The sequence below is a fragment of the Pseudomonas sp. HC1(2025) genome, from assembly GCF_058742075.1.
Genome location: NZ_CP196017.1, coordinates 1,264,293 through 1,284,792 on the forward strand (window position 1 = coordinate 1,264,293; position 20,500 = coordinate 1,284,792).

At 61.9% G+C, this 20,500-nt stretch carries 21 protein-coding genes; 16 read left to right on the top strand and 5 right to left on the bottom strand.

Annotated elements, in window-relative coordinates; translation table 11 throughout:
• The first annotated feature begins 29 nt into the window (after positions 1-29).
• The 6 genes from ACSSVH_RS05495 to ACSSVH_RS05520 all read left to right on the top strand — a co-directional run bounded on the left by ACSSVH_RS05495 (position 30) and on the right by ACSSVH_RS05520 (position 4,429).
• Complete coding sequence (locus ACSSVH_RS05495) at positions 30-746, top strand: TetR/AcrR family transcriptional regulator (RefSeq protein ID WP_029300174.1); 717 nt, start codon at positions 30-32, stop codon at positions 744-746.
• Positions 747-789: 43 nt separating this feature from the next.
• A complete protein-coding gene (locus ACSSVH_RS05500; RefSeq protein WP_170042943.1) occupies positions 790-1,338 on the top strand; it encodes a hypothetical protein in 549 nt (182 codons plus the stop codon).
• Positions 1,339-1,359: 21 nt separating this feature from the next.
• Positions 1,360-2,637 carry a flavohemoglobin expression-modulating QEGLA motif protein gene (locus ACSSVH_RS05505; RefSeq protein ID WP_169955704.1) on the top strand — a complete coding sequence of 426 codons (1,278 nt, stop codon included), beginning with the start codon at positions 1,360-1,362 and terminating at the stop codon, positions 2,635-2,637.
• 143 nt (positions 2,638-2,780) lie between these two features.
• The gene (locus ACSSVH_RS05510; protein WP_170058318.1) at positions 2,781-3,695 is read left to right on the top strand and encodes an alpha/beta hydrolase; all 915 of its coding nucleotides are present in this window, start codon (positions 2,781-2,783) and stop codon (positions 3,693-3,695) included.
• Positions 3,692-4,018 carry a PA3694 family proteiin gene (locus tag ACSSVH_RS05515; RefSeq protein WP_032858203.1) on the top strand — a complete coding sequence of 109 codons (327 nt, stop codon included), beginning with the start codon at positions 3,692-3,694 and terminating at the stop codon, positions 4,016-4,018. The genes ACSSVH_RS05510 and ACSSVH_RS05515 overlap by 4 nt, the downstream gene beginning before the upstream one ends.
• A gap of 99 nt (positions 4,019-4,117) precedes the next feature.
• A complete protein-coding gene (locus ACSSVH_RS05520) occupies positions 4,118-4,429 on the top strand; it encodes a hypothetical protein (RefSeq protein ID WP_170058319.1) in 312 nt (103 codons plus the stop codon).
• A gap of 86 nt (positions 4,430-4,515) precedes the next feature.
• Here ACSSVH_RS05520 and lptF read toward each other — a convergent pair whose 3' ends face one another.
• The 3 genes from lptF to ACSSVH_RS05535 form a co-directional block, all read right to left on the bottom strand.
• Entirely contained in the window at positions 4,516-5,298 is a 783-nt protein-coding gene (lptF, locus tag ACSSVH_RS05525; RefSeq protein ID WP_492634194.1) for a lipotoxin F family OmpA-related lipoprotein LptF, read from the bottom strand.
• Positions 5,299-5,352: 54 nt separating this feature from the next.
• Entirely contained in the window at positions 5,353-5,778 is a 426-nt protein-coding gene (locus ACSSVH_RS05530; protein WP_029300159.1) for a DUF4398 domain-containing protein, read from the bottom strand.
• Between the two features lie 293 nt (positions 5,779-6,071).
• A complete protein-coding gene (locus tag ACSSVH_RS05535) occupies positions 6,072-6,416 on the bottom strand; it encodes a hypothetical protein (RefSeq protein WP_057441782.1) in 345 nt (114 codons plus the stop codon).
• Between the two features lie 184 nt (positions 6,417-6,600).
• Here ACSSVH_RS05535 and ppc point away from each other — a divergent pair, with 184 nt between their 5' ends.
• The 7 genes from ppc (at position 6,601) to ACSSVH_RS05570 (ending at position 13,976) form a co-directional block, all read left to right on the top strand.
• Positions 6,601-9,246, top strand: a complete 2,646-nt coding sequence (gene ppc, locus ACSSVH_RS05540; RefSeq protein WP_492634195.1) for a phosphoenolpyruvate carboxylase — start codon at positions 6,601-6,603, stop codon at positions 9,244-9,246.
• A 293-nt stretch (positions 9,247-9,539) separates the two neighbouring features.
• Positions 9,540-10,187, top strand: a complete 648-nt coding sequence (adk, locus tag ACSSVH_RS05545; RefSeq protein WP_169955709.1) for an adenylate kinase — start codon at positions 9,540-9,542, stop codon at positions 10,185-10,187.
• A 90-nt stretch (positions 10,188-10,277) separates the two neighbouring features.
• Positions 10,278-10,961 carry a tRNA (adenosine(37)-N6)-threonylcarbamoyltransferase complex dimerization subunit type 1 TsaB gene (tsaB, locus tag ACSSVH_RS05550; protein ID WP_169955710.1) on the top strand — a complete coding sequence of 228 codons (684 nt, stop codon included), beginning with the start codon at positions 10,278-10,280 and terminating at the stop codon, positions 10,959-10,961.
• A 279-nt stretch (positions 10,962-11,240) separates the two neighbouring features.
• Positions 11,241-11,561, top strand: coding sequence for a hypothetical protein (locus ACSSVH_RS05555; RefSeq protein ID WP_492634196.1), 321 nt, complete (start codon positions 11,241-11,243; stop codon positions 11,559-11,561).
• A complete protein-coding gene (locus ACSSVH_RS05560) occupies positions 11,561-12,421 on the top strand; it encodes a DUF72 domain-containing protein (protein ID WP_169955712.1) in 861 nt (286 codons plus the stop codon). The genes ACSSVH_RS05555 and ACSSVH_RS05560 overlap by 1 nt, the downstream gene beginning before the upstream one ends.
• A 25-nt stretch (positions 12,422-12,446) precedes the next feature.
• The gene (locus ACSSVH_RS05565) at positions 12,447-13,274 is read left to right on the top strand and encodes an isocitrate lyase/PEP mutase family protein (RefSeq protein ID WP_492634197.1); all 828 of its coding nucleotides are present in this window, start codon (positions 12,447-12,449) and stop codon (positions 13,272-13,274) included.
• Between the two features lie 3 nt (positions 13,275-13,277).
• Complete coding sequence (locus tag ACSSVH_RS05570; RefSeq protein WP_492634198.1) at positions 13,278-13,976, top strand: extensin-like domain-containing protein; 699 nt, start codon at positions 13,278-13,280, stop codon at positions 13,974-13,976.
• Between the two features lie 3 nt (positions 13,977-13,979).
• On the opposite strand, the gene ACSSVH_RS05575 is transcribed toward ACSSVH_RS05570, so the two are convergent.
• Positions 13,980-14,600 (bottom strand): energy transducer TonB, encoded by a 621-nt coding sequence (locus tag ACSSVH_RS05575; protein WP_492634199.1) that lies wholly within the window; start codon positions 14,598-14,600, stop codon positions 13,980-13,982.
• A gap of 95 nt (positions 14,601-14,695) precedes the next feature.
• Between ACSSVH_RS05575 and ACSSVH_RS05580 the strand changes: the two genes are divergently transcribed.
• A complete protein-coding gene (locus ACSSVH_RS05580; protein WP_492634200.1) occupies positions 14,696-15,478 on the top strand; it encodes a class I SAM-dependent methyltransferase in 783 nt (260 codons plus the stop codon).
• A 94-nt stretch (positions 15,479-15,572) separates the two neighbouring features.
• Here the strand turns inward: ACSSVH_RS05580 and ACSSVH_RS05585 are convergent, their stop codons facing one another.
• Entirely contained in the window at positions 15,573-16,208 is a 636-nt protein-coding gene (locus ACSSVH_RS05585) for a TetR/AcrR family transcriptional regulator (RefSeq protein ID WP_492634201.1), read from the bottom strand.
• 92 nt (positions 16,209-16,300) lie between these two features.
• Between ACSSVH_RS05585 and ACSSVH_RS05590 the strand changes: the two genes are divergently transcribed.
• Together ACSSVH_RS05590 and ACSSVH_RS05595 are read left to right on the top strand one after the other, a co-directional pair.
• Entirely contained in the window at positions 16,301-17,404 is a 1,104-nt protein-coding gene (locus ACSSVH_RS05590; RefSeq protein ID WP_170042934.1) for an efflux RND transporter periplasmic adaptor subunit, read from the top strand.
• 6 nt (positions 17,405-17,410) lie between these two features.
• A complete protein-coding gene (locus ACSSVH_RS05595) occupies positions 17,411-20,476 on the top strand; it encodes an efflux RND transporter permease subunit (protein ID WP_169955719.1) in 3,066 nt (1,021 codons plus the stop codon).
• The last annotated feature ends 24 nt before the right edge of the window (positions 20,477-20,500 follow it).

A 20,500-nucleotide genomic window follows, 5' to 3' on the forward strand; every position in this document is an offset into this window, starting at 1 on the left:
ACTTTTGTTGAGTGAGAGGACGATCTTTCGTGAAGCGCGTAATGGCTCAAGAAGGCGCCGCTGGCATCGCTGCCGCCGTGGCTGAAAGTGTTCAGTACCAGGGCCGCAAGGCCAGTCGCCAGGGCAGCGAACAGCGTCGCCAGGATATTCTCGACGCGGCCATGCGCATTGTCGTGCGCGATGGCGTGCGGGCGGTGCGCCATCGGGCGGTGGCGGCGGAGGCCGGTGTGCCGCTGTCGGCCACCACCTACTATTTCAAGGATATCGACGACCTGCTCACCGACACCTTTGCCCAGTATGTGGAGCGCAGTGCGGCGTTCATGGGCAAGTTGTGGGTGCGTAACGAAGGTTTGCTGCGCGAGATGGTGGCCTACGGTGATGGCAGTGCCGAGTCGCGCTCGCAACTGGCCGATGATATTGCGCGGCTGACTGCCGATTACGTCCTGCGCCAACTGCTCAACCGGCGTGAGTACCTGATGGCCGAACAGGCCTTTCGCCAGGAAGCCTTGTTGAACCCGCGCCTGGGCGAACTGGTACGTTCTCACCAGCAGATTTTGTTGCAGGGCACTTGCCAGTTTTTCCAGGTGCTGGGCTCCCGCGAGCCGCAACAGGATGCCAAAGTGTTGACGGCGATTATCAGTCGGATGGAATATCAGGGCCTGCTGTTCGAGCCCGAGGCCCTGACTGGCGAAGAAATGCTCGAGATTCTCAAGCGTTACATGCACCTGGTACTGGCCTCGGTCTAGTCATGTGGAGGCCAGGCTGCCCAAAACAGCTGTGGAGTGATGGATGAAAACCTGGCGTGTGTTAGTGACCGCGATGGTGTCGCTGCTCCTGAGCGGCTGCCTGGTGACCTTCAAGGAGCCCCTGCCGGCCAGCGAGGCCGCACCTGACGCGCTGCTGGGCAAGTGGGCCAGCAGGAACGCCTGGGGCGAACCGCTCGACCTGCAGATCAGCCGGGTGGGCCAGCATCGCTACAAGGCAGTGAGCACCTCGCAGACCCAGCCGATCAAGCGCGACGAGTATTTGTTCAGCGTGTCCCGCCACGGCAACCGCTGGTACCTGTCGGCGCCGCTGCCAAACAAGCTGGGCGGGCACTTTATCCTCGCCGGGTTTGAATTGAATGAGGCCCGCGAACTGGTGGTCTACAACCTCGATCCCGAGGCGATCAACCAGGCCATCACGCACAAAACCCTGAGTGGCAGCAGTGTCGAGACCGTCGAAGGGGACGGGACATTGATCGACAGCCCCATGAGCCAGGTCTTGGCTTACCTGGATGATCCGGCCAACGCCGATGTGTTTGTCGAAGCCGTACGCTATAAACATGTGGGCAAATAACGTTTAAAGAGGAAGCACCGGGTGGACGATTACCAGCAGACGATACGCACCTTGTCCGATCGCATTGTGCTGGCGCAAACACCGATTCGCGTCCTCGACGCCGTGAAGTGGGACGACAACATTCGCAAGGGCTTCCTCCAGGGCAAGGGCAAGCACATGCCGGCCGTGGACCGCGACTATTACCTGAACCGGCCACTGTCGTTCGATTCCAGTAAGGTGAAGCTGGAGTTCCAGAACATTGAGCGTGATATCACTCGCCAATTGGGCCAGTTCAACCCGGTCGGGCAGATCATGCGGCGTATGTGCAAGGAATACCGCATGGTGGTGCGCATGCTCGAAGCCCGTGGCACCGAGGATTTCGGCCTGATTTCCCAGGAACTCTACGGCGCGGCCTCCGATGCATTCCATGCCGGCGACCCGACCCTGGCCGACCTGGGCCTGATGCTCTCCGATTACCTGAACAATATCGACGGCCGTGGCGATCTCAAGGACGAAGCCAAGACCCTGACCGCCAAGGACGCCGTCAGCCTGCTGCAAAGCCGCCTGAACAAGGTGTTTGGCGAGGCCGAGGAAACCATCCGCGTATTTGAGTCCGATGGCATCGTCGCCGACGCGGCGGCGGGTGCCGACTACATCAAGATCCGCACCGATGCGATGTTCAACGAGCGCGATGTGCGGGCCCTGGAAGTCCACGAAGGGCTGGTCCATGTGGGCACCACCCTCAACGGCCAGAACCAGCCGATCTGCACCTTCCTGTCCAAGGGCCCACCGTCGTCGACCGTGACCCAGGAAGGCCTGGCGATCCTGATGGAGATCATCACCTTCGCCTCCTACCCCAGCCGCCTGCGCAAGCTGACCAACCGCACCCGCGCGATCCATATGGTGGAAGAGGGTGCCGATTTCCTGCAGGTGTTCGAGTTCTTCCGCGAGCAGGGCTTTGAAATGGCCGAGAGCTACGGCAACGCCAGCCGGGTGTTTCGCGGCTCGACGCCGACGGGCCTGCCGTTTACCAAGGATCTGTCCTATCTCAAGGGCTTTATCATGGTCTACAACTACATCCAGCTGGCCGTGCGCAAGGGCAAGCTGGAGCAGGTGCCGCTGTTGTTTTGCGGCAAGACCACCCTGGAAGACATGCGCACCTTGCGACAATTGGTGGACGAAGGCCTGGTGGTGCCGCCCAAGTACTTGCCGGAGCAGTTTCGCGATATGAACGCGTTGTCGGCGTGGATGTGCTTCTCCAACTTCCTCAATCACCTGAGCCTGGACCGGATCGAGGCGGACTACTCCAATATCCTCTGACCAAATCCCATCAACTGTAGGAGCTGGCTTGCCTGCGATCTCGGTCTGTCAGCCACCGGTGGAGTAACTGACAGCCAGCTTCCACAGTTTGTCTTCATTGATTATCAGGGTTGTGTCCCCACCCATTTACGAGGTTTCAACGGATGAGACTGCTCGGCATTCTATGCCTGCTCCTGACCCTCAACGGCTGCAGCTCGCTGCTGTTCTACCCCGAGCCCGGCCTGCCATTTACTCCGCAACAGGCGCGCCTGGAATACCGTGACGTCACCCTGACCACCGCCGATGGCCTCAAGCTGCGCGCCTGGTGGCTGCCGGCCAAGGCCGGTGTGCCGCTCAAGGGCACGGTGCTGCATTTGCACGGCAACGGGGGCAACCTGTCCGGGCACCTGGGGGGCAGTTGGTGGCTGCCGGCCCAGGGTTATCAAGTGCTGATGCTGGACTATCGCGGCTATGGCGTGTCCGAAGGCAAACCTTCGCTGCCGGCCATCTACCAGGACCTGGATGCGGCTTTCCAGTGGCTTGACCAGGCCCCCGAGACCCAGGGCCAGCCGCTAGTGGTGCTCGGCCAGAGCCTGGGCGGGGCATTGGCGGTGCATTACCTGGCGGCACATCCCGAGCGCCAGCCCCGGCTCAAGGCGCTGGTGTTGGATGGCGTGCCCGCCAGTTATCGTGATGTAGGGCAATTCGCCCTGAGCACTTCCTGGCTAACATGGCCGTTTCAGGTGCCATTGTCGTGGCTGGTGCCGGACGCCGACAGCGCGATCCACGGCATGCCGCAGCTGACCGGCGTGCCGAAACTGCTGTTCCACAGTCTGGATGATCCGATCGTGCCGCTTTCCAACGGCATCCGTCTGTATCAAGCTGCGCCGCCGCCAAGGGTGCTGCAATTGACCCGCGGTGGGCATGTGCAGACTTTTGCCGACAAGACCTGGCAAACCGTGATGCTGCGTTATCTTGACGACCCGCAGCATTTCAATGGCCTGCGCCGCCTGGGGGAAATCCCCAATTACCCGGCGGCCGCCACTCCTAAAGTTGAATCATCAGAGAGCCCGCAATGAGCGAAGAACGCAACATGATCCCCCTGATCCTCACCGGTATCGGCACCATCATCGGCACCGTTGGCTGCCTGTGGTACTACGGCTACCTGCACTTCGCCAAGCCCGAGGACGCGTTGCTGCTCAGTGATTTCACCATGCTCAAGACGGTGCCCGGCGAGGACTATAAAGTCTCCCTGACCCCGGCTCCCCAGGTGGCGCAGTGCGTCGACGGTGTGCTGGTGCTGTTTGATACCGAGCAGAAAGGGTTGACCGGTGTACTGGTGAATAACAAGAAGCAGGCGGTGCGTTGCATGGGCCAGGAAACCCCGCAATTGCAGGAGTAAGCACGCTGGTAGTTTTTGGAACCATATTTTGTGTGAAGCCACTGATTGGGTTGTCAGCAGCGCTGACGAGCAACCCCCTTAATTATGTGGAGTATCGCTATGAGTATTGGTGGAGTAGGTGGTGGTAGCGGGTTCGGTAACTTCGGCGGCGCCGGCATGGGCGATTCCGGCAATATGGTCGGCAAGGGCGTCGAAGGGGGCCAGCAGCAGGGTGGTGCAGACCCGGAAGCGCTGAAGAAACTCCTGGCGCAACTGTTGGGCGGCGCGGGCGGTGCAGGCGGCTCCCAGGGCAGTGGCGCAAGTGGTGGTGGCGAGGATGAGCAAGATCCTCTGCGCAAGCAGATGGATCGCGACGGCCAGCAAGGCATGCAGATGCCCCAAGAGAACACCAACTCAGTCAACTTCGGCTGATCCAAAGCCATCTGCCGCAGTTCTTCTACAAAAAAAGCCCTGCCTGGAATCCAGGCAGGGCTTTTTTAGCGGTGTACGTCAGTCGGTTACTGAACCGAAGAACGTGGCTTGACCGGCTGGTTGTCGTTGGAGATGGTCACTTCAACGCGACGGTTCATGGCGCGGCCCGAAATGCTTGCGTTATCGGCAACCGGGTATGCCTTGCCGTAGCCAGCAGTCACGATGCGGCTTGGGTTAACGCCCATCTTGATCAGTGCAACCTGCACCGAAGTAGCACGGCGCTCGGACAAGGTCTGGTTGTAGGCATCGCTGCCGGTGCTGTCGGTGTAGCCTTCGATAATGACTTTACGATCTGGGTTTTCCTGGAGGAATTGCGCCAGTTTGTTGATGTTCACCAGGCCGCTGGATTTCAGGTCGGCCTTGTTGGTAGCGAACAGCACATCACCAAAGGTCACCAGGGTCCCGCGTTCAGTCTGCTTGGCGTTCAAGCTGTTTTGCAGCTGCTTGATCTGCGCGTCGCGGGCTTCGAGCAGCGCGCGGGCACGTTCGTCGCCGGCGTTTTTCAGCTTGGCTTCGGACTCGCGCAGGGCGATGGTGTCCTTGGCCACTTCAACGCGCTGGTTGGTCAGGTAGGCCAGTTGGTCGACCTTCTTCTCGTCTTCCTTGTCGCGGTACGCCTTGTCGGCCTTGTCCAGCCATTCGCTGGCGTCCTTGGTTTCCAGGGCGGCGATTTTGGTCGCTTGTGGGTTGGCTTGCAGGGCCGAGAAGTTGGTCCGTGCGTTTTCCAGGTTCGCGTTAGGCGGGGTGGAGCAAGCCGCCAATGCAACGCTCATCGCCAGCAGGGCAGGGATCATCAATTGTTTACGCATAGTGGTGTCGTCCTTTCAATTCGATTTCGGGTGCGATGCAAACAAGGGCGCTGCTTACTTCTGCTGGATCACAGCAGGACGCATGCCTTCGTTACGCAACTCCTGAACAGCCTTCTGGGAGTCCTTCAGCGCCAGGTCGGCCTTGGCAGCCTGGGCCTTGCGCTCTGCAACGCGAGCGTCCCACTCAGCCTGTTCGGCCAGACGACGGGCTTCGTCGTACTTCTTGTCGTGCATGGCCAGCTCGGCTTGCTTGAGCTTGTCCTGGGCAGCTTTCATTTCCACGGCAGCGTATTCGGTACCGCCAGCGCTTACAGCGCTGTTCACGGCCGATTGGGTCACCGCGTACTGCTCGGTCGGCGGGTTGCCGGCGCAGCCCGCGAGGACGAAGCTGGTGCCGATTGCCAACGCGGCCAATTTGAGCCCGCGCAGGTGGTTAAACGAGGATTTGGCAGTGCTGGTCTTCATCGTCTTCAACTCCATTGGATAACTCCAGAAAAACATCAAATCCATCTACGGTGTTCAGCGTCTGCGTTTTGGCGGTGAAGCTCAGTGTGCCTTTTCAAACGCCTGTTCCAAGTGATGGCTTACTGGCTGTGACCCGAGGCTTTTTTGAATAGTTCAGCCAAAGATGGCGATTTGCCCGAAAAAACATCTGAACAAATCTGACTGAGTGGTCAGTGTTTAAAAATCGGAACTTTTGCCATCCATAGCGGTATGCCGGGCCTATGAAAGGCCCGGTACGCTGGGGAATGGTTTTTTTCAGCGGATGTTTATCAGTGTTTCTGATCGTCAGGCGTGGCTGACATATCGTGCAGGTAGCGCCGTGACAACGACAGGAAGCGCGGTGTGGGGCCGACGTCTTCATACAATGGGTCACCCTCTTCATCAGTGGCAACCACATGCTGGCCCCGGATATAGGGAAAGCTGGCTTCCAGCTCTTCCAGGGCGGCGCCGATCAACTCGCCGAGCAATTCCTCGGTGCTGCGCTTGGGGTACATCTCGCGGATGGCCGCCAGCCGTGCGGCGGCCTCGACATCCAGGTGGATGGCATATTCGGTCTTGGTCAGGCGACCCTTGGCGGTTTCTTCCCATTGCTGGGCCAGTTCTCGGATTTTCATGGCAACCTCAGTGATGCCCAGGGTAGCGGGCGGTGATGAGTGACCGGTCGCGGCGTGGATAACGCGACGACGTATCCTTGAGACTAGCTGCAACCGCCAAGGTTTAAAGTTCCTTGTAAGAGCAAGGCTTGATCGGCACTCTTAAAGATCAAAGCGTCCCGGATTCCTGGCTGGAGATTGGCTGATGAGCGATATCGATGCACGTTTGCGTGAAGATGTTCACCTGCTGGGTGAACTGTTGGGCAACACGATTCGAGAACAGTACGGTGATGAGTTCCTCGCCAAGATCGAGCAGATCCGCAAGGGCGCCAAGGCCGATCGCCGGGGCGGGGCAACCGAGGCGGCAGCTGGCGAAGAGCTCAGCGCCAGCCTCAACCAGTTGCAGGAAGACGAGCTGTTGCCGGTGGCACGTGCGTTCAACCAGTTCCTCAACCTGGCCAATATCGCCGAGCAGTACCAACTGATTCACCGGAGCGATGAATCCCAGCCCGCCCCGTTCGAGTCGCGGGTACTGCCCGAGCTGCTGGCGCGCCTGCAGAGTGAGGGCCATAGCAGCGAATCCCTGGCCCGGCAGTTGGCGCGCCTGGAGATCGAACTGGTGCTCACCGCCCACCCCACCGAAGTTGCGCGCCGCACCCTGATCCAGAAATATGACGCCATCGCCGCCCAACTGGCGTTGCAGGATCACCGTGACTTGACCAGCGCCGAGCGCGAGCAGATTCGCCAGCGCTTGCAACGGCTGATCGCCGAAGCCTGGCACACCGAAGAAATCCGCCGCACCCGGCCCACCCCGGTGGACGAGGCCAAGTGGGGCTTTGCGGTGATCGAGCATTCGCTGTGGCACGCCATCCCCAACTACCTGCGCAAGGCCGATCACGCCTTGCACGCCGCGACCGGCCTGCGCCTGCCCCTGGAGGCGGCACCGATCCGCTTTGCCTCATGGATGGGCGGTGACCGTGACGGCAACCCCAACGTGACGGCGCCCGTGACCCGCGAAGTATTGCTGCTGGCGCGCTGGATGGCTGCAGACCTGTATCTGCGTGATATCGATCACCTGGCATCCGAGCTGTCGATGCAGCAGGCCAGCCCCGAGTTGCAGGCCAAGGTCGGCGATAGCGTCGAACCTTATCGGGCCTTGCTCAAGCAACTGCGCGAACGCCTGCGCGCCACCCGCAATTGGGCGCACGCGGCGTTGACCGCCAGCCTCCCGGCGCCGGCTGATGTGCTGCAAAACAATCGCGACCTGCTGGAGCCGTTGGAGCTGTGCTACCAGTCCCTGCACGCCTGCGGCATGGGCGTGATTGCCGACGGCCCGCTGCTCGATTGCCTACGCCGTGCGGTAACGTTCGGCCTGTTCCTGGTGCGCCTGGATGTGCGCCAGGACTCCAGCCGTCACTCGGCGGCGATGACCGAGATCACCGACTACCTGGGCCTGGGCCGCTATGAGGATTGGGACGAAGACGCGCGCATCACCTTCCTGATGAAGGAGTTGGTCAACCGTCGCCCATTGTTGCCAGGCTATTTCAAGCCGTCGGCCGACACCGCCGAAGTGCTCAATACCTGTAAGGAAATTGCCGCCGCGCCAGCTGCATCCCTCGGTTCCTACGTCATCTCCATGGCGGGTGCGGCATCCGATGTGCTGGCGGTGCAGCTGCTGCTCAAGGAGTCCGGGGTGCAGCGGCCGATGCGTGTGGTGCCGCTGTTCGAGACCCTGGCCGACCTGGACAACGCCGGCCCGGTGATCGAGCGCCTGTTGCTGCTACCGGGCTATCGCGCGCGCCTGCAAGGCCCGCAGGAAGTGATGATCGGCTATTCGGACTCGGCCAAGGACGCCGGCACTACCGCTGCGGCCTGGGCGCAGTACCGAGCCCAGGAGCGGCTGGTGGATATCTGCCGCGAGCAGCAGGTGGAACTGTTGTTGTTCCATGGTCGTGGCGGCACCGTTGGCCGTGGCGGTGGCCCGGCCCACGCGGCGATCCTGTCGCAGCCACCGGGCTCGGTAGCCGGGCGTTTTCGCACCACCGAGCAGGGCGAGATGATTCGCTTCAAGTTCGGCTTGCCGGATATCGCCGAGCAGAACCTCAATCTGTATCTGGCCGCAGTGCTGGAGGCGACCTTATTGCCACCGCCGCCCCCGGAGCCGGCCTGGCGGCATTTGATGGACGAATTGGCCGCCGATGGCGTCAGCGCCTATCGCGCGGTAGTGCGGGAAAATCCGCAGTTCGTCGAGTACTTCCGCCAGTCCACGCCCGAGCAGGAACTGGGCCGCTTGCCCCTGGGCAGTCGCCCGGCCAAACGCCGTGCTGGGGGCATCGAAAGCCTGCGTGCGATCCCGTGGATTTTCGGCTGGACCCAGACGCGCCTGATGTTGCCGGCCTGGCTGGGCTGGGAAGCGGCATTGAGCAAGGCCCTGGAGCGGGGCGAAGGCGAGTTGCTGGGGCAGATGCGTGAGCAATGGCCGTTCTTCCGTACGCGCATCGACATGCTGGAAATGGTCCTGGCCAAGGCCGACGCCGATATCGCCCGCCTGTATGACGAGCGTCTGGTGCAGCCGGACCTGCTGCCATTGGGTGCGCATTTACGCGACCTATTGTCGCAGGCGTGTGCCGTGGTGCTTGGCCTGACCGGGCAGTCGCAACTGCTGGCCCACAGTCCCGACACCCTGGAGTTCATCCGCCTGCGCAACACCTACCTTGACCCATTGCACCTGCTGCAGGCCGAGTTGTTGGCGCGGTCCCGCCAGCAGGAAGCGACACAGGACAGCCCTCTGGAACAGGCGCTGCTGGTGTCCGTGGCCGGTATTGCCGCCGGGCTGCGTAATACCGGCTGACATTTGTCGCGTGTTCTCAAGGGCTTGCACGCAAAACCGCCGGTTGACCCGAAAGGGCTCTGCCGGCGGTTTTGGGTTTGGGTTGCACCAAGGGATACCGCGACCAAAAGGCTTGTGTGGTGCGGGTTCTTCCGACTTTTGGCGGCTTGTGTGGTTAGGGCTCGCTGTGTATCTTGATCAGCCTTTGGCCGTTTGGGCGGCCTGGATTCGTATTTTTACGAGCATATTCTACGAGATTGGCCCCACGCGGCGAATCCGAGCGTCATCTCTATAAAAAATTGAGGAGCACATCGATGCGCGTCATTCTGCTGGGAGCTCCCGGGGCCGGTAAAGGTACTCAGGCAAAGTTCATCACTGAAAAGTTCGGCATTCCACAAATCTCCACTGGCGACATGCTGCGCGCCGCCGTCAAGGCCGGTACCGAGCTGGGCCTGATCGCCAAGAGCGTGATGGACAGCGGTGGCCTGGTCTCCGACGACCTGATCATCAACCTGGTCAAGGAACGCATCAGCCAGGAAGACTGCAAGAACGGTTTCCTGTTCGACGGTTTCCCACGCACCATTCCCCAGGCCGAAGCCCTGGTGAAGGCCGGCGTCGAGTTGGATGCCGTGGTCGAAATCGCCGTTGAAGACGAAGAGATCGTCCAGCGTATCGCCGGTCGCCGCGTTCACGAAGCCTCGGGCCGCGTCTACCACATCGTCTACAACCCGCCAAAAGTGGCTGGCAAGGATGATGTAACCGGTGACGATCTGGTGCAGCGCAAGGACGATACCGAAGAAACCGTGCGTCATCGCCTGTCGGTCTACCACTCCCAGACCAAGCCGCTGGTGGACTTCTACCAGAAGCTGTCGGCTGCCCAGGGCAAACCGAAATACAGCCACATCCCCGGCGTTGGCTCGGTGGAAGCCATCACCGCCAAGGTGCTGGAAGCGCTGAACTGATCTGACGATCGGCGTGATGTTCAACGGCCCGCTTGCGGGCCGTTGTTGTTTATACTGGCGCACTTTTTTTCGATTTGGACACCCACACCGATGAGCACCCTGCTGGCCCTGGACACCGCGACTGAAGCTTGCTCCGTTGCCCTGCTGCATAACGGCAAGGTCACGAGCCACTATGAGGTGATCCCGCGCCTGCACGCGCAAAAGCTGCTGCCGATGATCAAGCAGTTATTGCTCGATGCTGGCACCACCTTGTCGGCGGTGGACGCCATCGCCTTTGGTCGTGGCCCGGGCGCGTTCACCGGCGTGCGCATCGCCATCGGGGTGGTGCAGGGCCTGGCGTTTGCCCTGGAACGGCCAGTATTGCCGGTGTCCAACCTGGCCGTGCTGGCCCAGCGCGCCCTGCGTGAGCACGGCGCGGCCCAGGTCGCGGCAGCCATCGATGCGCGGATGGATGAGGTCTACTGGGGTTGCTACCGCGAGACCGCAGGCGAAATGCGCCTGGTCGGCGTTGAAGCCGTGCAGCCGCCCGAGGCCGCCGCGTTGCCGGCCGATGCCAGTGGCGACTGGTTTGGTGCCGGTACCGGTTGGGGGTATGGCCAGCGGATCGCCGTGCCCACGATGGGCCAGGATGCCACGATGCTGCCCCATGCCGAAGACCTGCTGGCCCTGGCGCGTTTTGCCTGGGAACGCGGCGAGGCGATTCCCGCCGACCAGGCCGCCCCGGTGTACCTGCGCGATAAAGTGGCGCAGACCAAGGCCGAACGCGGGCTCTAGGCTTATTGCGGTTAGCCTCTAATGTGGGAGCTGTCGAGCCCCAGCGAGGCTGCTATAGCGGTGTGTCAGGTGCCATGAATAGTGGCAGTGTCGCCGCCATCGCAGCCTCGCTGGGGCTCGACAGCTTCCACCGTTGATCGCAGGCAATTGGCGCCAATCGTCAGAATTTGCCCCCGGTTTTAAACCTTTGCCCGTTTATGTGTTCTAGTTATCACCAGAGCATTTGCGCGCCAAGGAAAGTGCCGCTAAATTGCCATCATTGATCACGGATCTGCATGCATGCGTATAGACGGCTTTTCCTCCCAGTCCTACCCCCTCAAGCGCAAGCCACGCAAGGCGAACGTGAAGGTAGACGAGTCCGTCGAAGAATCCCCCGATTTTATTGAAATCCAGCCCGAAACCTCCCAGGGCGCAGCGGTTTCCGCCCGTGCCCAAGGTGCCAGCGGTGCGCGTATCGGCGGCGTTCCGGCCCGCCAGCAAGACATGGTCTTCCCGCGCTCCATGAGCAAGAACGTCGCCACGGCCCTGGCCAGCTACCTGACCACAGCAGGCTTTGTCGAATGGGATATGGAAGTGCTGGGTCTCGATATCCACATCTGATGTTGCTGCCTTATTTCCTCGGTTGCCCGTCCTGGAGTGAAAACGCCTGGCGCGAGTACCTGTATCCGCAAGACGCCCGCACCACAGATTTTCTCGGGCTGTATTGCCAGGTGTTCAATGCCTGCGAAGGCAACACCACGTTCTATGCGCGGCCCTCCGTCGCGACTGTGCAGCGCTGGGCCGAGATCATGCCCGCGCACTTTCGCTTTACCGCCAAGTTTCCCGGTGATATCAGCCACAGCGCTGACCTGCGCGAACAGTTGCCCGCCGCCGAAAGCTTCCTCGGTTTGATGAGCCCGCTGGGCGAGCGGGTTTCGCCACTGTGGCTGCAACTACCGGCCAGCTTCACCCCGCAGCGGCTGGGGGAACTGGCAGGGTTTATCGACGGCCTGGAGCGGCCATTGGCGGTGGAGGTGCGTCACCGCGAGTTCTTCGCCAAAGGCGATGCCGAGCGCAGCCTCAACCGCCTGCTGCGTGACCGTGGTGTCGAGCGGATCTGCCTGGATCCTCGGGCGCTGTTCAGTTGCACGTCCACCTCGGCGGCGGTACTCCACGCCCAATCGAAAAAGCCCAAGGTACCGCCCCGGCCTGCGGCGTTGACCCAGTTTCCCCAGGTGCGTTTTATCGGCCACCCGGACCTGGAAGCCAACGATCCGTTCCTGGTGCCGTGGGTTGAAAAGGTCGCTGGCTGGATCGAGGAGGGCCGCACACCCTATGTGTTCCTGCACACCTCGGACAACCGCCTGGCGGCCCAATTGGCCATGCGTTTTCATCAGCAATTGATGGTGCGATTGCCTGGGTTGCCGGCGTTGGCGCAGTTGCATCGGGAGCCCGCTGTGGAGCAACTGGGGTTACTCTAGGGTTCTTTTATGCCTGGAGTCAGTCATGGATGCCCAAACCCTTCGCGCCGAATCCTTTCGAGCCCTGCACGAGCGTGACCGTGCATTCGTGATGCCCAACCCGTGGGACGCCGGTTCCGCCAAGATGCTCGCCAGCCTCGGCTTTGAAGCCCTGGCCACTACCAGCGCGGGTTTTGCCTTCAGTCTAGGGCGTCCGGATGCCGAAGGTGCGCTGTCGCTGGAGGACACTTTGGGCAACGCCGGGATGATCGTTCAGGCCACCGCGCTGCCGGTGGCGGCGGACCTGGAAAACGGCTTCAGCGATACGCCTCAAGGTTGTGCCCAGAGCCTGTTGCGGGCCGCCGCTACCGGCATCGTCGGCGGTTCTATCGAAGACGCTACGGGGATTGCGGTCGACCCGATCTACTCCTTTGATCTGTCTGTTGAGCGCATCGAGGCTGCCGTCGCTGCGGCGCGCAGCTTGCCATTCCCCTTCATGCTGACGGCCCGTGCGGAAAACCTCCTACATGGTCGCCTGGATTTTCCCGACACTATTCGCCGTTTGCAGGCCTACGCCGAAGCGGGCGCCGACGTGTTGTATGCACCGGGCCTGCGCAGTGCTGAGGAAGTATTGGCGGTGGTGCGGGCGGTGGCGCCAAAACCGGTGAATGTGCTGATGTCAGGTGGTCTCAAGCTCTCGGTGGCGCAACTGAGCGAGATGGGCGTCAAGCGCATCAGCGTTGGCTCGGCCATGGCCCTGGCGGCCTACGGGGAGTTCTTCAGGGCCGCGCGGGAGGTTCAGGAACTGGGAACCTTCACCTTTACCGAGCGCTCGATGCCGTTCAGCCAGGCAAATCAGTTGTTCAAAGGTTGAGTCGTGGCTTTTTTCAAAGTGTTGGGGGTGTTGCTGCTACTCGCGGGCGGCCTACTCGTAGGCATCTGGCGCGGCTGGGTGCCGTTGCCCGCCGAATGGAACCCCTGGGCGCCCTTGGATGTGCGCGCCGTGCCCAACCTGCTGACGCGGTTCAAACTCGGACGGTTGCAGGATGATCCGGCACTGTGCGACCAGGTGCTGAAAACCTCCGGGCTGCGGGTCAGCCATCAGGCGGACAGTCCCGCTGATGCGGCTTGCCCACTGCGCAATACCCTGCGGATGCAGGGCGCGCAGGTGGGTTTGAGTAGCAGCTTTCTCGCCAGTTGCCCCTTGGCGGTGGCGTTTGCCCTGTTCGAGCGCCACAGCTTGCAGCCGGCCGCCCAGGCGGTGTTTGGCCAGGCGGTGACGCGGGTCGATCACCTGGGCAGTTTTGCCTGCCGCAATATGTATGGGCGTGCCGAAGGGCGGCTCAGCCAGCACGCCTCGGCCAATGCCCTGGATATCGCCGGGTTTCGCCTGGCGGATGGGCGCAGTATCAATGTGCTGAAGGATTGGCCTGGAGAGGGCGCCAACGCGCGCTTTTTGCGTCAGGTGCGCGACCGTGCGTGCAACGATTTCAACGTGGTCTTGAGCCCGGACTACAACGCTGCCCATCGCAACCATTTCCATCTGGACATGGGGCGTTGGTGGGTGTGCCGCTAAGGGTCAGGCCGCCAGGCGCAGGTTGTTGAGGATCAGTGGGCGGGCCCAGCCGCAATCGAAGTCCAGGGCCTTTTGCTGCTGCACCAGTTCTTCATTCGGATACGGTTCGGCCGCCGCTGGCAGCAGGTCCAGTTCGAACTCGGCAATCGGCAGGAACAGCGGCTTGGGTTGTGGCGCCGGGCCTGGCTCGGGCAGTGGCTGGCCAGCGGTCAGGACGATCGGGCGTACCCAGCCGCTCTCGAAGTTCTGCTGGTGTTGCTGGGCGACGATTTCATCATCCGGGAACGGCACGGCCGCGGGTGGCAGCAGGCCCAGCTCGAATTCGGCAATCGGCAGGAACAGCGGTTCAGGCGGGGCGACCTCGGTGTCCTGGACGTCGCAATGACGTTGGGTAACGATTTGGGTCAGCAGGTCGCTGCCGGCGCTGGGTTCGATCGAGGTATCCACCGGCACCGGATTTGCGGCCAGCTGCGCACCTGGCTCCTGGCCAAGTTGCTCGGCCAACGCCCGGGCGAAGAAGTCCTGCCACACATGACTGACGCCGGCCAGCGCTTGGGTATTGCGCAGGCCGAAGTGGTTGTGGGTCGGCAGGACACCGGTGAATAGGGAATGAATGTCTGACATTTCTCTCGGTCGACGCTCAGGGTCTGGCAAAATGCCTGATCCTTTTTTATCGGCCGCTTTTTGCCGATCCTTAATATTTTTGAGCGTAGTAAACGATGAGCGAACAACCCGCGGCCAGCCGCATTCGGGTCGAGGCCTTGGCCGACGGTTTCCAGGCCCGTGCCCAGTACTGGGCCGAGCAGCTCGGCCTGCCGTTGCAGCTGGCGGATGCCGATTTTGCCCTGCAAGTGGGTGAGCACGGCCTGCAACTGCAACAGCTGGGCGCCGATGCGCCTGGGCCGGTGCGGGTGGATTTTGTCGAGGGCGGCGCGGCCCATCGCCGGCTTTACGGTGGTGGCAGCGGGCAGATGATCGCCAAGGCCGTAGGCGTGTCTCAAGGTGTGCGCCCCCGGGTACTGGATGCCACGGCCGGCCTGGGCAAGGATGCGTTCGTATTGGCCAGCCTGGGCTGTGAGATGAGCCTGATCGAGCGGCAACCGTTGATTGGTGCCTTGCTCGAAGATGGTCTGGCGCGTGGGGCCGATGATTTTGAAGTGGCGCCCATCGTTGGGCGGATGATCCTGCTCAAGGGCAACTCCATCGAGCTGATGCGTAACTGGGAAGGTGAGCCGCCGCAGGTGATCTACCTGGACCCGATGTTTCCCCATCGTGAGAAAACCGCCTTGGTGAAGAAAGAAATGCGCCTGTTTCGCCCGCTGGTGGGCGACGATCCTGATGCCCCGGCGTTGCTGGCGGCGGCCTTGGCCCTGGCCAGCCACCGGGTGGTGGTCAAGCGCCCGCGCAAGGCGCCGTGCATCGAAGGGCCCAAGCCGAGCCATGCGCTGGATGGCAAATCCAGCCGGTACGATATTTACCCTAAAAAAGCGCTCAAGGCCTGAGGGCCCCGTCGCCGGCAAGCCGGCTCCTACAATAAACGCAATCACCTGTAGGAGCCGGCTTGCCGGCGATGGCGTCAGATCGAACAACGACTGTTCAAGGTCGATACGCCCGCATAAACAACCCCACCACTTCCTGCACATGCTCTTCGGCGGCCGCTTCGCTCAAGCGGTCGCCGCAGCCATACAGCAAGCAGAAGTTCGCCGTGCCCTTGAGCAGGCAAAAGAAGTGTTCGGCTGCGGTAAACGGCTTGTCGATGCTCAGCGCACCGCTCTGATTGATCTTGCCCAGCAAGCGCTCCATCCCCTGCAGCATCCGCATGGGGCCGGCTTCGAAGAAAATCTGCGACAGCTTCGGATCCTGATTGCCCGACGTCATCATCAAACGGTGCAGGTTCACCGACTCCTCACTGTTGATCAGCAGGTGAAAGCCCCGGGCGATGTTGAGCAGCACCTTCTCCACCGGCACACCGTCGGGCAGCTCGAAATACATGACCGGCAGTTGCGCTTCGCACTTGGCCTCGACGGCGGCGGTGAATAGCGTTTCTTTGTCGGTGAAGTGGCTGTAGACCGTCAGTTTCGACACGCCAGCCTCAAGGGCCACGGCATCCATGCTGGTACTCGCATAACCGTTGCTCAAAAACAGGATTTTCGCCGCGTCGAGGATTGCCTGGCGTTTTGCCATGTCCTTGGGGCGCCCGGGGCTACTGGTGTTTACAGGATTGTCGGACATTTTCACTTTAATACTGGACTGGTGAGTTTGGTATTAATAACATACCGGCCAGTATAATTATTCCAAGCACCATTTGCGAAAGGTCCTTCAGCATGCGCAGCATCTTCCTGCACCTCGCGTTGCCTGCCAGCCTTGCTCTTTTACTGGCTGCCTGCGGCCATGAAGAAGCGGCCCAAACCACCGTCCGCCCGGCCATGGTGGTGCAGCCACAACCCTCTGCGTTGGCAATGGACAGTTATCCAGGCGAGGTGCGTGCCCGGTATGAACCGGACCTGGCCTTTCGCATCGGCGGCAAAGTCAGCCGCCGCCTGGTGGAGGAGGGCGAGCGCGTCAAGGCCAACCAGCCGCTGGCGGAGCTCGATCCCCAGGATGTGCGCCTGCAACTGCAGGCTACCCGTGCCCAAGTCACGGCGGCCGAGGCCAACCTGAGCCTGGTGCGGGCCGAGCGTGATCGCTACAAGACCCTGATGGACCGTCAGATGGTCAGCCGCTCCCAGTACGACAATTCCGAAAACCTCTACCGCGCAGGCGTCGCCCGCTTGCAGCAGATCAAGGCAGAATTCGACGTGGCCAACAACCAGGCTGGCTATGCCGTGTTGCGCGCGCCCCAGGACGGGGTGGTGGCCAAGCGTGCGGTGGAAGTCGGGCAAGTGGTGTCTGCGGGGCAGACCGTGTTCACCCTGGCTACCGATGGCGAGCGTGAAGTGTTGATCAGCTTCCCGGAGCAGAGCTTCGGCCGCTTCAAGGTCGGCCAGCCGGTCTCCGTGGAACTGTGGAGCCAGCCCGACCAGCGTTTCGAGGGGCGTATTCGCGAGCTGTCGCCGGCAGCCGATCCCAAGTCACGCACCTTCGCCGCGCGCGTCGCCTTCAACGCCGGCAAAGTCCCGGCCGAGCTGGGGCAGAGTGCGCGGGTTTTCATCCAGGCTGACGGCGTGGTTCCGTTGTCGGTGCCGCTGTCTGCCCTCAGCGCAGAGAACGGTGCGTCCTACGTCTGGTTGGTCAAGCCGGATAACACCCTCAAGCGCACAGCGGTGCGCATCGGCGCCTTCGGCGAAAAAAGCGTGCCGGTGCTCGAAGGCCTGACCCCCTCCGACTGGGTGATTGCCGCCGGTGTGCATGTGCTCCATGAGGGCCAGCAAGTACGCCCGGTGGATCGCTCCAACCGGGTGGTGAATCTGGCGGCCAACAAGGAGTAGTCCCCGATGGGTTTCAATCTTTCCGAATGGGCGTTGCGTAATCGCCAGATCGTACTGTTCCTGATGCTGCTGCTGGCCGTTGTCGGTACGTTGTCCTACACCAAGCTGGGGCAAAGTGAAGACCCGCCGTTCACCTTCAAAGCCATGGTGATCAAGACTAACTGGCCAGGCGCCACGGCCCAGGAAGTCTCGCGCCAGGTCACCGAGCGTATTGAAAAGAAACTGATGGAAACCGGCGAGTACGAGCGCATCGTCTCGTTCTCCCGCCCGGGCGAATCCCAGGTCACGTTTATGGCGCGGGACTCGATGCACTCGGCGCAGATTCCCGACCTGTGGTACCAGGTGCGCAAGAAAATCAGCGATATCCGCCAGACCCTGCCCCCGGATATCCAGGGCCCGTTCTTCAACGATGAATTCGGCACCACCTTTGGCAATATCTATGCCCTGACCGGCGAGGGTTTTGACTACGCCGTGCTCAAGGACTACGCCGACCGCATCCAGATCCAGCTGCAACGGGTGCCGGATGTGGGCAAGGTCGAGCTGCTGGGGTTGCAGGACGAGAAGATCTGGATCGAGCTGTCCAACCTCAAGCTCGCCACCCTCGGCCTGCCCCTGGCGGCGGTGCAACAGGCGTTGCAGGAGCAGAACGCGGTGTCCACCGCCGGCTTCTTTGAAACCCCGAGCGAGCGCGTGCAACTGCGGGTGTCGGGTAACTTCAAGGCGGTGGAGGAAATCCGCGATTTCCCGATCCGCGTGGGCGGCCGCACCTTCCGCATTGGCGACGTGGCCGAGATTCACCGTGGCTTCAACGACCCGCCCGCGCCGCGTATGCGCTACATGGGTGACGATGCGATCGGCCTGGCCGTGGCCATGCGCGATGGCGGTGACATCCTGGTACTGGGCAAGGCCCTTGAGGGCGAATTCGCACGCTTGCAGAAGAACCTCCCGGCAGGCATGGAGCTGCGCAAGGTGTCGGACCAGCCCGCGGCGGTGAAGACCAGCGTGGGCGAATTCGTCCAGGTGCTGGCCGAAGCATTGGCGATTGTATTGCTGGTGAGTTTCTTCTCCCTCGGCGTGCGTACCGGCATGGTGGTGGCCCTGGCGATTCCGCTGGTGTTGGCCATGACCTTTGCCTGCATGTATTACCTGGGGATCGGCCTGCACAAGATCTCCCTGGGTGCCTTGGTATTGGCTTTGGGCCTGCTGGTGGACGACGCGATCATCGCCGTGGAAATGATGGCGATCAAAATGGAGCAGGGCTACGACCGTCTCAAGGCCGCCAGTTTCGCCTGGACCAGTACGGCGTTTCCGATGCTTACCGGTACGTTGATCACCGCAGCCGGCTTCTTGCCGATTGCCACCGCGCAATCGAGTACCGGTGAGTACACCCGCTCGATCTTCCAGGTGGTGACCATCGCGCTGCTGGCCTCGTGGGTTGCCGCCGTGGTGTTTGTGCCATACCTGGGGGAAAAACTCCTGCCGGACCTGGCGAAGATTCATGCGGCCAAGCACGGCACTGATGGCCCGGATCCTTACGGCACGCCGTTCTACCAGCGCGTAAGGCGCTGGGTGGAATGGTGCGTGCGCCGGCGCAAAACCGTGATTGTACTGACCGTGCTGCTGTTTATCGGCTCGGTGGCGCTGTTCCGCTTTGTCCCGCAACAGTTCTTCCCGGCGTCCGGGCGCCTGGAGCTGATGGTCGACCTGAAACTGGCGGAAGGCGCCTCGCTGAGCAACACCGCCGATCAGGTCAAGCGTCTCGAAGGCTTGCTCAAGGCGCATGGGGGGATCGAAAACTATGTGGCCTATGTCGGAACCGGTTCACCGCGCTTCTACTTGCCGTTGGACCAGCAGTTGCCGGCGGCCAGCTTTGCCCAGTTCGTGGTGCTGGCCAAGACCATCGAGGAGCGCGAAACCCTGCGCACCTGGTTGATCGAAACCCTCAACGAGCAATTCCCCGACCTGCGTTCGCGGGTCACCCGCCTGGAGAACGGCCCGCCGGTTGGCTACCCGGTGCAGTTTCGCGTGACTGGCGAGCACATCGAAGAAGTGCGGGCCCTGGCGCGCAAGGTCGCGGCCAAGGTGCGGGAAAACCCCCACGTGGTGAATGTGCATCTGGACTGGGAAGAACCGAGCAAGATCGTCTACCTCAATGTCGACCAGGACCGCGCCCGCGCCTTGGGGGTGAGCACGGCCAACCTGTCGAAATTTCTCCAGAGCTCCCTGACCGGTTCCAGCGTCAGCCAGTACCGGGAGGACAACGAGTTGATCGAAATCCTCCTGCGCGGCACCGTGCATGAGCGCACCGAGTTGTCGCTGCTGCCGAGCCTGGCGGTGCCGACCGACAACGGCACCAGCGTGGCGCTGTCGCAGATCGCCACCCTGGAGTATGGCTTCGAGGAAGGCATTATCTGGCATCGCAACCGCCTGCCCACGGTGACCGTACGCGCCGATATCTACGGCAAGGAGCAACCGGCGACCCTGGTCCAGCAGATCCTGCCGACCCTGGCCCAGGTGCGGGCCGAACTGCCGGACGGTTACCTGTTGGACGTGGGAGGTACCGTCGAAGACTCCGCCCGTGGCCAGAACTCGGTGAAGGCCGGCGTGCCGCTGTTCATCGTGGTGGTGCTGACCTTGCTGATGCTGCAACTGCGCAGCTTCTCGCGCACGGCCATGGTGTTTCTTACCGCGCCCCTGGGGCTGATTGGCGTGACGCTGTTCCTGTTGGTGTTCCGCCAGCCGTTTGGCTTTGTGGCCATGCTTGGGACCATCGCGTTGTCGGGGATGATCATGCGTAACTCGGTGATCCTGGTGGATCAGATCGAGCAGGACATCAAGGCGGGCCTGGAGCCGTGGCAGGCGATTATCGAAGCCACCGTACGGCGCTTCCGCCCGATTGTGCTGACGGCGCTGGCGGCAGTGCTGGCGATGATCCCGCTGTCGCGCAGCGTGTTCTTCGGGCCAATGGCGGTGGCGATCATGGGCGGCTTGATCGTGGCCACGGCCCTGACCTTGCTGTTTTTGCCGGCGTTGTATGCGGCGTGGTTCCGGGTCCAGCCTAAGTCGGCGTAAACCTGCGTAAAGCGGCTACACGGT